Annotated in this window: 9 protein-coding genes and 1 pseudogene; 1 reads left to right on the forward strand and 9 read right to left on the reverse strand. The window is 39.7% G+C overall.

Features of this window, described 5'->3' with window-relative positions; genetic code table 11:
• Nucleotides 1–920 precede the first annotated feature (920 nt).
• Nucleotides 921–2,108 carry an MFS transporter gene (locus I6L24_RS01165; protein ID WP_005106075.1) on the forward strand — a complete coding sequence of 396 codons (1,188 nt, stop codon included), beginning with the start codon at nucleotides 921–923 and terminating at the stop codon, nucleotides 2,106–2,108.
• A 15-nt stretch (nucleotides 2,109–2,123) separates the two neighbouring features.
• Here I6L24_RS01165 and I6L24_RS01170 read toward each other — a convergent pair whose 3' ends face one another.
• The 9 genes and pseudogenes from I6L24_RS01170 to I6L24_RS01210 all read right to left on the reverse strand — a co-directional run.
• The gene (locus I6L24_RS01170; protein WP_005248075.1) at nucleotides 2,124–2,768 is read right to left on the reverse strand and encodes a hypothetical protein; all 645 of its coding nucleotides are present in this window, start codon (nucleotides 2,766–2,768) and stop codon (nucleotides 2,124–2,126) included.
• Between the two features lie 664 nt (nucleotides 2,769–3,432).
• Nucleotides 3,433–4,050 carry a DUF805 domain-containing protein gene (locus tag I6L24_RS01175; protein WP_004281638.1) on the reverse strand — a complete coding sequence of 206 codons (618 nt, stop codon included), beginning with the start codon at nucleotides 4,048–4,050 and terminating at the stop codon, nucleotides 3,433–3,435.
• Between the two features lie 219 nt (nucleotides 4,051–4,269).
• Complete coding sequence (locus tag I6L24_RS01180; RefSeq protein WP_216986297.1) at nucleotides 4,270–7,374, reverse strand: type I restriction endonuclease subunit R; 3,105 nt, start codon at nucleotides 7,372–7,374, stop codon at nucleotides 4,270–4,272.
• A 175-nt stretch (nucleotides 7,375–7,549) separates the two neighbouring features.
• Complete coding sequence (locus I6L24_RS01185) at nucleotides 7,550–8,056, reverse strand: hypothetical protein (RefSeq protein ID WP_004281636.1); 507 nt, start codon at nucleotides 8,054–8,056, stop codon at nucleotides 7,550–7,552.
• Complete coding sequence (locus I6L24_RS01190) at nucleotides 8,053–8,751, reverse strand: DUF3800 domain-containing protein (protein ID WP_141991899.1); 699 nt, start codon at nucleotides 8,749–8,751, stop codon at nucleotides 8,053–8,055. The genes I6L24_RS01185 and I6L24_RS01190 overlap by 4 nt, the downstream gene beginning before the upstream one ends.
• A gap of 2 nt (nucleotides 8,752–8,753) precedes the next feature.
• Nucleotides 8,754–10,163 carry a restriction endonuclease subunit S gene (locus tag I6L24_RS01195; RefSeq protein WP_216986298.1) on the reverse strand — a complete coding sequence of 470 codons (1,410 nt, stop codon included), beginning with the start codon at nucleotides 10,161–10,163 and terminating at the stop codon, nucleotides 8,754–8,756.
• Complete coding sequence (locus I6L24_RS01200) at nucleotides 10,160–11,563, reverse strand: AlbA family DNA-binding domain-containing protein (protein ID WP_010115575.1); 1,404 nt, start codon at nucleotides 11,561–11,563, stop codon at nucleotides 10,160–10,162. Before I6L24_RS01200 ends, I6L24_RS01195 begins: the two co-directional genes overlap by 4 nt.
• Nucleotides 11,553–13,283: a class I SAM-dependent DNA methyltransferase gene (locus I6L24_RS01205; RefSeq protein WP_216986299.1), complete on the reverse strand. Its 1,731-nt coding sequence runs from the start codon at nucleotides 13,281–13,283 to the stop codon at nucleotides 11,553–11,555. The genes I6L24_RS01200 and I6L24_RS01205 overlap by 11 nt, the downstream gene beginning before the upstream one ends.
• A 240-nt stretch (nucleotides 13,284–13,523) precedes the next feature.
• Nucleotides 13,524–14,018, reverse strand: a pseudogene (locus I6L24_RS01210) (recombination directionality factor); the annotation flags it as partial.
• Nucleotides 14,019–14,153: the final 135 nt, after the last annotated feature.

The following is a 14,153-nucleotide window of genomic DNA, read 5'->3' on the forward strand; positions in this document are numbered from 1 at the left end:
GTGTTCTTGTTGAATTTTTGGATTCTAATCAAACTGTTTGAAATTACCACCTACTATTTATTTAATAAATACCTATATTTTGAACTGATGATTCATAAAAATGATGCTGCAATAGCACATTTATTTAATTCAACGGCTATTCATATTCGATGCTTTTATAAACGATATTCATTCCGCTGAATGAAATATCCAGATTTTACTGGTGTAAATAAGCGCAGATTTCTGATTTATTTTGTTACATTGATGATTCTGACAATGATTGCTGTATTTCCTGATTTAGAAGCAGACTTTCAATTTCTCTAGTCCCTATAGATAGCGGCACTTTAGCTGCGCCGTTTTTTTAGTTTTGACTTTTTTGACAGATTTAGCACTCAAGCAAGAGCACTGTTTTTAGACGTTAAAATCGTATTTTATGAAATGATAGAATTTGATTTGAGCAGATCTTCATCAGACACAATTAATAGATCTGACAAAAAGTAATCGCTAAAATCTTATAAGACTCAGGTCTCAAACAGTCAGATAAAGGGTAGAAAAAAAGCTGGATGACTATTTATTATATTAATGTACTGAACTTGATTCAAAATGGAAAATCTCATTTTCGCACCAAATTTGCGCAATAAAATAGAGTAAATATTCCACTTTTTTTGACCTCAGTGCTCTTTTTTATTGTTTTTACTTTAAGCTGCGCTTTAATGAAGCAACCCCATCATTAAAAGATAAAAAATTCTGTAAATATTCACTCATACTTTCTATTTGAAATTGCACTTCTTTCATTAAGCTGCCTGAGTTCTAACAATTTTCAATGCTGGCAATATTTCTCTACTTTTAAAGCAAGAACTTCTGGCCTATAGTGCCCTCAATTTGAACATTATTCTCATTCCTCATTTAAGTTCTTCCGGTCTGAATACAAGGTTAGCCCTATGCACACGCCCCTCGATATTAGTCAAAATAAGCCCTTATTATGGCTGATGGCGATTGCATGCGGCTTATGTGCCGGCGCTAACTATTATTGCCAGCCGCTGATTTCATCGATTCAGCAGTATTATCAGGTGCCTGAATCACAAGTAGCGCTCACCGTCACCTTTGCTCAAATCTCTTATGCCTTGGGCCTGCTGTTTATTGTGCCTTTAGGGGACATGCTAAATAAAACCAAACTGATCCCCTTTCTCATGCTGGGTGCGGCAGCAGGTTTATTTATTTGTGCCAGTGCTGTGAATCTGCCGATGCTCTGGGTCGGCACTATCATTGCCGGACTGTTTTCCGTGGCTGCACAGATTCTGATTCCCTTGGCCACCATGGCGGTCAAACCGGAAAAAACCGGAGAAGTGGTGGGCTTCCTGATGAGCGGATTACTGGTGGGCATTCTGCTCTCAACCAGTATTGCCGGATTATTTTCCGACCTGTTTCACTGGAAAATGATTTATATCGTCAGTGGCATAAGTATGCTGGCCTTAAGTTTTTATTTGAGAGGAAAACTACCGAGCCTGCCACGTCTGAGAATCAGCTATACAGCGATTTTTAAATCTATGGGCATATTACTCAAGCAGGAACCACGACTGGTTTTGCGTTCACTTACAGGTGCGTGTGCTTTTGCTGCCATGAGTATGTTGTTCTCCACCATCGCTCTGCTGTTGACACAGGAACCTTTTCAGCTTTCTGATGTCATGGTCGGACTGGTCACGCTGGTCGGTGTATTTGGCGCACTTTCTACGCAGTTCATTGGTAAATGGGCCGATCGTGGCCATATCAAAATACTGAGCTGGATCGGCTGTTCTATCCTGATGGGGAGCTGGCTGTTTTTATACTTTGGTGCGGTATCCTTGCTCAGTTATATTCTCGGTTATGGACTGATAAATCTCGGGCTCGCAATTACGCACAGCTGTAACCAGAACGTGATTTTCCGCCTGCGCCCGGATGCCAAATCACGGGTCAATTCACTGTATATGACCTTGTATTTTATTGGTGGTGCATGTGGTTCAGCCTTAGGGGTTTATGCCTGGCATCACGGTGGCTGGAGCATGACCTGTCTGGCAGGACTCGGGCTAGCTCTGTGTGCCACCCTATTCGCCCTGCTGGATCAATGGCATCAGGCTAAGACAACCGCATAAGTATTTTACCTCTATCTAGCTGACTTGCGCCGCCGGATAATAAGGCTTATTCAGATCAAGAGTTTGTGAATTTTCCAATAAAATACAGATAAAAACCGGCAATAAGGCTGCCAGAATCCGGCAGCTTTCCTCTAATGATTTATAATTCAGCGAGCTGTGATACGTGGCGCCACCCTGCATTATCTGATGGTGCAAGGTAGATAAACGCTGAAATATTCCAGCTAAAATTTCAACAGAATTTCGTTCTTTTAAAGCATTCTCTATATTCTGTTTCTGTGTTTCCAAGTCAACCTGACAGCTTTCCAGGCTAATTTTCTGATGACGATAATCCCAAAAGCTTTGTTCCACATAGGGATTGGCCAAGAGTGAGCAGATCGGCTGGCTGTATTTTTCCCAAAGAATATGATTAATTTTCTGATCCAGATCCTTTTGGCAGAGTGTTTCCAGAAACTGCTGCAGCTTGCTTTGATCTTGAACTAGATCACTCTCATCTGCATAAATCGCCTGAAAGCTGATCCACAGGCTGATAAACTTAAAATCCAGATCCTGATCCAGATCTAGCGATTTTTTAAACCAGCCTAAGCCCCGATGAATTCTTAAATTAAAATGTGCCGAATTTTGTGCTTTATGGCTTTTATAAATTTCCTCCAATAACAACATGATTATTCTCCTTATTTCTAGCGTTTTTATCTTCATCTTTCTCCTATCAAAATATACCATTCCAACCTGACTGGGAATTCCAATTTTATTTCTTGTTTCATTCCCTGGATTTACCGGGCTAGCTCAAGTTCGCCGGGTGGTTTTTCTGATTTTATGCTAGTATTACGCCCTCTTTTTGCGACGTCAGCCGATCCAGTTTAAGCCAAAAACCAATAGCTGAGTGATCGCATGAATTGCTTCTTCTTTCTTCCATTTCGTTAAGGCGTGATTTTGAATGACTGATCTGACCACCATTGAAAATAAACTTCAACCACGAATCAGTGTTGCGCCGATGATGGATTGGACATCATGATAAATTTTACCCTTTAAAAACAATTATTTATAGTATTTTTGAATTTTAGTGGCGTAAATTTGGTGTAAAATATCCAGTCATTATTATTTATTCTGATAATTTAACAGGCAGTCAAAGCTAAAAAAGTTAATAAAATATGCTTGAGATTAAAACACAGCATCCTCAAAGTCTACGAATACTTAAAAAGCAATGCTTATCTCAATTACGTGCCAAGGTGATAATCATAATTTATTGTATAGCATTCACTTGATGCAGCATAATTTGAACAGAAAATAAGGCTTCCCACAAACTAGCAGAAAGCCCTTAGCTCAATTATTTTGCAGGTTGTCCCCATTGGTTTGATTCTTGCTTTGTTTCTGAAACCAACCAAATAAATAGAGGAATAAGTCCAATAATTGTCAATGAAATAAGCATCCACCATCCAGAACGATTCACGTCATGCAGTCGGCGTGCAAGAACAGATAAGTTCGGTAGTAAAAAGACTAAATACATCAAAGCCATAATACCATTCAACCCATCATCACTTAAGTCAAGTATGGCAGCAATTATCCCTAGACCGAATCCGACAATAATCTGGAATAGGTAGAAATACCAATACTCTTTACGTCTTGCACGCCCAGAAAAATCGACATACTTCCGCATACATTTCATTGACCAGTCGAGAAGGTTATAATTTGCTTCATCTTTTAATTCTACAGCTGTGCCTGTTGATGCAGAAATTTGTTTTTTTGCTAGAGCTTGAGCTGGATACTCAAGATAAATACCAACAGCCTGACCAGACTCACTGACTTCAAAATCGACTTGCTGTCCGCGGCTTGGGGAAACATTTTCTTTCCACTCAGCACCTGTAAACTTATATCGATTATTATCTTGACCAGTAATAATCCCTTCATTTGTTTGAATACTAAAATCTAATAATGTACCTTTCATTCTGGTGCTACCCCTTAATTTAATATTTTAATTTTCATTAAAATTTCGATTTTACAAAAAAGTGTTATATTTCATTTAATCAAATTGCTATTTTAGTATTATTTCCTCACTAAAGACAATGAATTATAAGGATAAAAAATATTTTATCCTTATAATTCATTTAAAAAATATGTATGGAGTTTTGGATCATTTACAAGTCTAATATTGATTGAATTTGACTTATCCACTCGTCCAAGCATTCGACAACTGCTCAGCCTGCTTCATCACTAACTCAATCGCTTCAGCTGCTTTATCAGGTGGATACTTCCAACGCTGCAAAGTACGACGTACTAATATTTTCAGCTGAGCACGCACACTATCCCGAACCTGCCAATCGACCGTCGTTGATTTCCGTAGCTTCTCTGTAATCTCTCGTGCGATCTGTTTCAGCGTATCGTCTCCAAGCTCTCTGACAGCACTTTCATTATTCGCCAAGGCATCGTAGAAAGCGATTTCATCTGGATTTAACCCAAGTGATGCTTCACGCTGCATCTCTGCCTGAAATTCTTTTGCCATTTGAATGAGTTCTTCAATGACCTGAGAAGTTTCAATCGCTCGGTTATTGTATTTCCTCAAGGTTTCCTGCAAACGGTCAGAGAAGCGTTTTTCCTGTACCACATTGTTTCGCGTCTTTGCTTTAATGCCGTCATTCAACAACTTTTCTAGAAGTTCAACTGCCAAATTACGATATGGCATCTGCCGTACATCTTCTAAGAACTCATCTGAAAGCAAGCCAATGTTTGGTTTATCTAAACCACACATTGCAAAAACATCTGTTACCCCATCTGCAATGACAGCATTATCCAGAATCTGTTTTAGCGTACTGTCCTTTTCCGCTTGCGACAGTTTACGATCTACAGAGGTATGCTTGCTAATGACTGCTTTAATGGCTGAGTAAAAGGCAATTTCTTTGTGCAGGTTCTTCGCCTCATCCAAGGTGCTGCATAAAGAGAAGGCTTTATTGATTGCCAGGACTAAATCAAGAAAACGCTTTTTACCATCCTTCAAGCTCAGCACATAGTTAGCTGCGGGGATAATCAGTCGGTGTGCCTGAGTTTCGTAAGCACTTAAATCCATGCCTACCTGTTCATTGGTTTTAGCAAACATTCCCCGTATCGCATCCATCTTTTCAGCAAGAACCGCATAGGCTTCTTCTGCACGTAAAGTCGGCTCACCCTTCCCTTTGGCATCAGTATAAGTTTTTAAAGCCTGCTTCAATTCATTGGCAATGCCGATATAATCGACAACAAGACCACCCTGCTTATCTTTAAATACCCGGTTCACGCGTGCAATTGCCTGCATGAGGTTATGGCCTTTCATTGGCTTATCGATATACATGGTGTGCGTACAAGGCGCATCAAAACCTGTGAGCCACATATCGCGCACGATCACTAACTGCAAAGGATCGTTTACATCCTTGAATCGTTTTTCAAGGCGTTTTTTGACTTGCTTGTTATAAATGTGTGGTTGTAGCAATGGTCTATCTGAAGCTGAACCTGTCATCACAATTTTGATTTTGCCTTTTTCAGGATCAGGGTCATGCCAATCTGGGCGTAGAGCAATAATTTCATTGTACAAATGCACACAGATTTCGCGGCTCATGGTCACAATCATACCTTTACCCGCCGTCGCTTCAGTACGAGCGTCAAAGTGTGCGACTAAATCCGCAGCAATCTGTTTCAAGCGTGGTGTAGCTCCTACCAGCTTTTCTAGTCGGCTCCACTCACTCTTGGTCTTTTCTCGGTTACCAACATCTTCTTCATCTTCCACCACCTCATCCACTTGATCAGACAGCTCTTCGATTTCAGCCTGATTAATATCTAGCTTTGCCAAGCGTGACTCGTAGTAGATTGGGACGGTTGCACCATCATCGACGGCATCCTGAATGTCATATATGGAAACATAGTCGCCAAAGACCGCTCGGGTATCTTTATCCTCACTCGAAATAGGGGTTCCAGTAAAGCCAATAAAAGCAGCATTCTTTAAAGCATCGCGCATGTGCTTGGCATAGCCGAACTTGTATGTGCCATCATTACCTAGTTTTGCTTTCAAACCATATTGGCTACGATGTGCTTCATCTGACATCACGACAATATTGTGGCGTCCATTCAGCATTGGATGCTCACTCTCACCATCTAGCAATGCGAACTTTTGTACTGTGGTAAAGATGATGCCACCAGACTCACGCTCAGCTAAAAACCTTCTCAGCTCATCGCGGTTATTTGCTTGTACTGGCGTTTGTTTTAATAAATCTTGAGCATTGCTAAAGGTTTCAAAAAGCTGTCCATCTAAGTCATTACGGTCAGTCACGATCAACAAGGTTGGGTTGTGCATGGCAGGCTGCTGTAAAAGTTTACCTGCATAGCAACACATAGAGATACTTTTACCCGAGCCTTGGGTATGCCAAACAACGCCTGCTTTCTTATCTCCACTTGGATTGGATGCCGCAATGGTCGCTTGTACGGCTTCTCTAACCGCATGGAATTGATGATAGCCTGCAATTTTCTTAATGGTCTTTTCGCCATCTGTTTCAAACAACACAAAGAATCGAATGTAATCTAGGAACAATTCTCGATCAAAGAAGCCTCGAATAACTGTCTCTAACTCCCATTCTAAAGCGGGTTTATCATCTTCATTCTTGATCGTACGCCACGGTAAAAAGCGTTCCTGATTCGCCGTCAGTGAACCGACACGTGCTGTTACACCATCACTGACTACCAAAGCTTCATTAAAGACAAACAGATCGGAGATTTCTTCTTTGTAAGTTTGCAACTGGTTAAAGGCATCCCAGATATCTGCATTTTCATCGGTTGGGCTTTTTAGCTCCAACACGGCAAACGGAATACCATTGATAAAACAGATGATGTCAGGGCGTCGAGGTTGTTTAGTGCCTAGAATCGTAAATTGATTGACCGCAACAAAACGGTTTTGATGCACATGATTAAAGTCCACTAAGAAGGCATGGTCATGTACCCAATCATCTTGCTTCTTATACGTGACAGGTACACCTTCCAACAACATACGATGGAAAGCGCGATTATTGGTGACAATATCTAAACTTTCAGGTTGATTCAGCTTTTGTAAGACTTGTTCAAAACAATTTATGGGAAGATGTGGATTTAATCGTTCAAATGCAGCATGTAAGTCTGATTCAATTAAGACTTGTTTATAGTCTTTGCGTAAAGGGTTACTGCTCTCAGGGGCAATATCAATACCATGAATGACTTCCCAGCCATTTTCGGTGAACCAGTCGAGGCAGAGATTTTCGAGTTGCGTTTCGTTCATGGATTCCCCCTATTCATTTAAACTTTAAATTCTGGTCTCTAATTACTATTTATATAGACATTATCTTTTGTAACTGCTATTGCGACCCTATATCAGTTTACTTATAATGTGCCTAGCTCATCTACCTAGTGTAGAAGGAGTATACGAAGTCCTTATATAGCAATATATCGGGGCTTTAGCCTTTTTTAGGGGTATGAAAACTTTCATATTCTTTTCTAAGTTTCCGTTTTGTATGCTCTCTTAGGCAATACGCTGTTTTCAATAAATAATATTTTTCATCTAAATCTGTTTTACGCTTAGCTAAAATAACAACAAAATCCAGATGTTCCGCCCAAATAACAACATGTGTTTCTCTACCGCGCTGATTTTCCCAATATAGAAAACCTGCTTGATGTGCATTCGTTATACACCAAGCCACCCACCGAATTCTCTCACAACGCTTTAGATCTGGAAGTCTGTCCTCTTCATTTTTATTATTTTGATCTGCAGCTTCAGAAATCAAATGCCAAAAGCCAAAAGCTTTATCTTTTGTTGTCGGACGAAATCTGACTTTTACGGGTGTATTTAAAAACAATAAGTTGGCATTGACGACTGTTTCTAAATAAACAGCATAGATTTCATTTTCATAGTCATTCCAGCTATCAAATCCCGCAAAAGCAATCAGTTCAGGAGGAGTATTCAATATTGAGGACTCCATATAAACAAATTAAACTTTTCCGCTTTAAGCAATGTGCTTATCTGCAAGCTCAACTGTGAACGATTTTGTAAATAATGAATGAGTTCAAGCTTCGCTTCACTCGTATTTAGCCCTCTATGCAAATACGATAAGGCACCTATAAACAAGTCTGCTAGCTGTAGCAACAAAACATCATGTGATTGCACCAAATCTATTGAATGGATAATAGTGCGATCGAAATCATAATTCGCATTGCATAAAACCTCACGCAACTTTGTTACTTTCTCTTGTCCCTTAGTATCTTTGATATCTAAATAGATTTTGTAATTATGATTTGGTGCAATTAAACGATTCAGCAGTAAGTACCATTGCTTATAATAAAAATCATCGTGACTCTGCATAAAGTTTGCATGATTTAATTTACTTTTATCTGGAATCACAACGCCTCTAAAATAAAGAAGAGGTTCATCAAAAAATAAATCTACGAGTGCTTTATAAAATGGGAGTTTGCTTTTAGAAACTTTCGTCCATTTAATTTCATTATTTGCAGAAATCTCAAATTCTTTTTTGAGTTGCTTAACTTTTCTTGCTAAATACTTATGATGTGAATCTGGGCACCATATTGCACCAAGTACCATTGCAGCAAAACCATCATTTTCGAGATGACAGCTTTCATCACAATAAATATTAAAAATACTCACGCTCAAGCCACCTCGTCCTGCACACCTGACACATCTAACTCACCCGACAATAATTTGGGTAATAATGTATCCCTTAAAGCTATTAAGCTATTATTTTCATATAAATTATTTTTTATATGCCCCATAATTTTTTCAACTTTAGACTCAAACAAGTCCATCATTTCTATGCTTGGTTTAATAGAAGTAACAGTATCAAATGTTGATTGAGTAATGGTATCAAATACAGCACCATGAGTATTTTTCTTTAAAACCTCTACTGCATTTTTTATCAAATAGTAGGTCATAAATTGCCTTACACCATTTATTCCTTGAACACCATAACAAGATTGGTTCATAGCCATTTCATAACCAACCAATGCTATTTTTCCTACAGTGCCTCTAGCAGTTATAATTGTAGTTCCTACAGGGAGTAATTTCGTTGAACTTTTATTTAAACCAAGTTCTGAAATTTTTTCTTGTGTAGTAATAACAAAAACTTCACCTTCATTTGGAACATCTTTTACAGAGAACCAGAAAATATCACCATTCCAATAATTTGGCTCAGATCTTTTAGGCGTTCCCCCACCAATTAGTGTGATCATTTTTGATAGCGAATATTTATCCCACCCCTTCGGAACTTCCCCTAACTCACTCTCTACCAACTCATCAGGAAACAGTGCAGCAGTCGCCTGTAATTCAATAAAATCATCATCAGATATTTGCTGAATCTCAACTTCACTTTTACCGCTAATGGCACACATGGCAGCAAGTTCAGTGTCTTTGCCTTCCTGCTTAGCTGCAATTTTGGCACGGACAGGATCAAAGTCGATAAACCAACTTTTAAATATAGCTTGGGCGATGGATTCTAGAGTTTGGTTGATTTGGCTGTTAAGATAAATTTTTTCATCGAAAGTTCTTAAAACTTGAGAAATCTTTTCGCTAGTTAAATAATCTATTTGAGGAAATGGAAGTGCTTCAATAGTTGCACTATTTATATTAGCTTGATTCGCACTACCACTAGAATTAGCAACTAAGTAATTTTGGGATTCCTTAGTACCCAAAAAATAAAAAATAAAATCTTTATGAACAGTTTTATTTTTTTTTAGAACAACCCTTCCAACTCGTTGGTTTATCCAAGCTCTTTTTCCTTTATCCCAAAACCGAGCAACCCTACCCACAAGTGATTGTGGTGCATTTGGTCCAGAACCCGTCAGAGATATTAATATATCACCCTCATTGACAATATAGCGTTCAGTTTCATCCGCTACCTTTTTATCAATATAAGCACAGTCATTAAAATCTATATAACCTGTTCGAATATTTTTTATTTTTAATACGGGATATGTAGAGCTTTGAATAAATTGTTGGCTCTTATAAGCATAACCACCTTGTACTGAAATATATTCTCCCAAAGTTGTTAATTCAAAACTCACACATCACCCCCAAATTCTTTCTTAATCACCCAAGAGCCACGAGTTCCACCCATACGCTCAAGCCAACCAATATCTTTTAAGTTATTCAAATGCTTTTTCACTGCTGACTCATTAATACCAAGCTGCTCTGCCATAGCACGATAGGAAACTTTCGGGTTCTGTTGAATTAAAACTAAAATTTCTTTTTGCCGATCTGTCAGTATACTTTCTTGAATTGAGCCACCTATTGAGCCACCGATTGAGCCACCTGCTTGCTCAGTCGAAGGACGGTAAAACTCCCAATCGACAAAATCTCCTTGGGCTTTCAGTTGAGGTTCGACATTGCCTGCCTGCAAACAAAGATCTTTGATCCGCGCAATACCACTGCCCCACTGCTCGATATAACCCAGCTCTTTAAACACACGGGCCAAGACACGGTTACGGATCTCTGAACGACCTTGTGCCAAATCCTCTTCAGTCAGACCATTGGGCAAACCACCCGGCGATACAATATTCAGGATGTCATCATAAATGCCAACCTTAATATCACGCCCTGCATTACTATAATCACGGTGCAGCACTGCATTCACCAAGGCTTCACGAATTGCAGGAATGGGGATTTCATAACTTTCTGTACGCTGCAAGCCTAAAATTTCTGCGCGTAGATGCAAATGATTTTTGATGAATTGCTCTGTTTGCTTCAACTGACTAAATAAGTCTCCACGGTATTCTTTTTTATCCAAAAATACTGTCATGGTCGTGCCTTTAAAGCGGCTACATTTAATCTCAACCTGCTCATAAAGCCCCAACAAAATGAGCAGCCCATGACTTGGGTAATCCTGTCCATTCTGCTGAATGATCAATTTGAGATTACGCATTTTCTGCAAAGACAATTCTTTACCCACCTCAGCAAAGGCTTGCTGTAAAGGCTGTAAATCGATGTTATCTAAACTGTATTGCGGATTCGGCTGCTCATCAAAAGTCTGGTTCAGACGTTGCAATTCAAGCTGCTGAATGTATTCAGGCGATGCCACACGATTGCTTGCACCTAAACGAATATACGTCCCCTGTGCCTTGCCTTGCGGCTTGAGATAATAAGGCAATAATGAACCACGGCTGACTTCAATCACCAGCAACTCAATGCCTTGGATATTCTCGATATAAATGTAAGGCAGAATATTAGGCGCACACAGCTCATTGATCATCGATGTGATCTGGTCTTGTAGCTCAAAAATATCATCTTGAATACCTACGAGTTGGCGATCATCACTTACACCCACTACCAATTTACCACCACTAGTATTGGCAAAAGCAATCAGGGTCTTTGCGACCTGTTGCCCTTTCGGTAACTGCTCTTTAAATTCAAGGTTTTGACTTTCACCCTTCTGAATTTCTTGCAATAAAGGATGATCAGAACTCATAACCCAAGCCCTTTAGATTCTTTTTAATCTCACTTTCCAAGACAGCACTTTCAGCAAATTGTTCTTTGAGCTGAGCGGTCAAACGCAGCATTTTCTCAGCGAATGGCTCGCCATCATCTTCCTGCTCGACTGCACCCACATAACGCCCCGGAGTCAGTACGTAGTCGTGCTTTTGTATATCTTTGAGCTCAGCAGAGAAACAGAACCCTTTCTCATCTTGATACTTTTCACCCTCAAAGTTCTCGCCCTGCTGCCATGCGTGCAAGGTCTGGGTGATTTTGGCAATATCGGCATCGGTAAAGTCACGCAGTACGCGATCTTTCATATAGCCCAAATTACGAGCATCGATAAACAGCGTCTTGCCTTCACGGTTGGCTTTCTTTTTATCCAAGGATAAGCCGTTCTTTTTATCTTTGGTCAAGAACCAAATACAAGCTGGAATTTGCGTGTTGGTAAACAGTTGTCCCGGTAACGCGACAATACATTCCACCAGATCAGCTTCGATCAAGTTTTTACGAATCTCGCCTTCATTGTTGGTATTGGAACTCATCGAACCATTGGCAAGTAAAAGTGCCATGCTGCCTGTTGGTGACAGATGATGTAGCATGTGCTGCATCCAAGCAAAGTTGGCATTACCTTGTGGCGGTGTACCGTATTTCCAACGTACATCACTTTCTAGCGAAGCATGCCACCAATCCTTGATATTAAAAGGTGGGTTGGCCATGACAAAGTCGGCGCGTAAGTCTGGATGCTGATCATCTAGAAAGCTGTCAGCGTTTTTCTTACCGAAATTAAAATCAATCCCGCGAATCGCCATGTTCATAGCTGCCAGTTTCCATGTGGTCGGATTGCTCTCCTGACCATAAATAGAAATATGCTTTTTCTGTTCGGAGGCTTTGTAATGCTTTTCCTGAGCATGCTGTTCAATGAACTTTTCACTGGATACGAAGAATCCACCTGAACCCATTGCAGGGTCATACACTCGCCCTTTATAAGGCTGCAACATTTCAACGATTAAAGTTACAATGCTTTTAGGCGTGTAGTACTGCCCACCTTGCTTGCCTTCAGCCAAAGCAAACTGTCCTAAAAAGTATTCGTAGACATGCCCGAGAATATCTTTACTGTGCAGACTGAGTTTCTCGCCATTATATTCAGGCTTGGTAAAACTGGTGTCAGAGAAGGTGTTGATCAGATCAAGCAGCTTGTCATTGTCCAGCTGATACTGTCCAATACGATTCAGAATACCCTTAAGCTTTGGATTGGCTTTTTCAATTTCATCAAAGGCATTGTCAATCAGCCAGGATACAGAGCGTAGTTTGACATCTTGCCCTTGTTCATCCTGCCAGATGCTAGAGCCAATCGCTTGTGCTGCTGCATTACGGATACTTAACCAACGTGCTGCTTTTGGCACCCAAAATACGTTTTTTTCTTGGTAGTAATCCAGTATTTCTAGTTCATCAGCAATAGCCTGTTGGTATTCTTCTTCGCTGTCGTACTGATCACGCGGCATGTAATAGATGTTGTGGTCGTCTTTTTGTGCAAACAATTCTTTGAGTTCAGATTGCCGTTCATCAAAAGCATCTGAAACGTACTTTAAGAAAATCAGCCCGAGAACAATATGCTTATAGTTGGCTGCATCTAGACTGCTGCGTAATTTATCGGCGGCTTTCCAAAGCTTGTCATCTAAGTCATTTAGAAATTTTTGTTCCAATGAATGCATTTTATTTCCTCAATCCAAGATCAACCGCTTTGGTTTTATACTTAATGTTAAACAATGTTGCTAAGTTAGCATATCTACGACCTATTAAAAGTCATGCACTTAACAAAAAAAATAGAGATTAATTAAGTCTTGTTATTTTAACGGGATAACTATAGCTAAAATAGTACTTTGACGACTCCCACGACTAATACTGTCGTAAAAAAGGGCAACCTAGAAAGCTGCTCTTTTCCAACCAACCGATTAGTTGACGGGTCTGACTGATTGCTGCAACCCCTGCTGAATATCCTGCACAAACCCTTCATGCGAAGCTTGTTGCTCTACCGTACGGTTTTGTTCTTGTTCAGGGTAGTATTCCTCCAGCACCTCTAACTCTTCCTCTATATCCGTTTCAAACCGTGCATTGGCAAAACCCTTCCTTGCAGTAAAGTCCAAAGCCTCCTGATAAAACCCTGCCTGCTTACTCTGCTCATCCATTTGCTTCGCCTGCATAATCGCTTCATTCAAGCTAATCCCTTCTCTTAAAGTCAGATCCACGTAATAGACTGGCTGACGATAGCTCTGTGTCGTACTCTTACCACGCAATATCAACTGCAATGGGAGGCAAGATAACAAACCATTAGACGCTGCATGGTAATAACTCAGTCGCGCAGCCAAAGTCCGAATACTGTTAAAGCCTGTGGTTCTAAAAATAAAGGGGTCAAATTCATCTAGCTTATTAAAGTTCATATGCAAACGTCTTTTAGACAATATGAATACTGATTTTTATTACTTTAAAAAATATTCATCTTAAATTTTATACTTATTTTACGCAAAATTTACGATAATTTTATTATATATCAATAAATTAAACCATAACATACATTACTTCAA

Source organism: Acinetobacter lwoffii (assembly GCF_019048525.1).
Taxonomy (GTDB): Bacteria; Pseudomonadota; Gammaproteobacteria; order Pseudomonadales; family Moraxellaceae; genus Acinetobacter; species Acinetobacter lwoffii_K.

What these genes read in the sequence shown, in the direction of transcription:
- I6L24_RS01180 (WP_216986297.1), bottom strand. Translation starts at nt 7,374, where the DNA reads ATGAACGAAACGCAACTCGAAAATCTCTGCCTCGACTGGTTCACCGAA.
- I6L24_RS01205 (WP_216986299.1), bottom strand. Translation starts at nt 13,283, where the DNA reads ATGCATTCATTGGAACAAAAATTTCTAAATGACTTAGATGACAAGCTT.
- I6L24_RS01200 (WP_010115575.1), bottom strand. Translation starts at nt 11,563, where the DNA reads ATGAGTTCTGATCATCCTTTATTGCAAGAAATTCAGAAGGGTGAAAGT.
- I6L24_RS01170 (WP_005248075.1), bottom strand. Translation starts at nt 2,768, where the DNA reads ATGTTGTTATTGGAGGAAATTTATAAAAGCCATAAAGCACAAAATTCG.
- I6L24_RS01175 (WP_004281638.1), bottom strand. Translation starts at nt 4,050, where the DNA reads ATGAAAGGTACATTATTAGATTTTAGTATTCAAACAAATGAAGGGATT.
- I6L24_RS01165 (WP_005106075.1), top strand. Translation starts at nt 921, where the DNA reads ATGCACACGCCCCTCGATATTAGTCAAAATAAGCCCTTATTATGGCTG.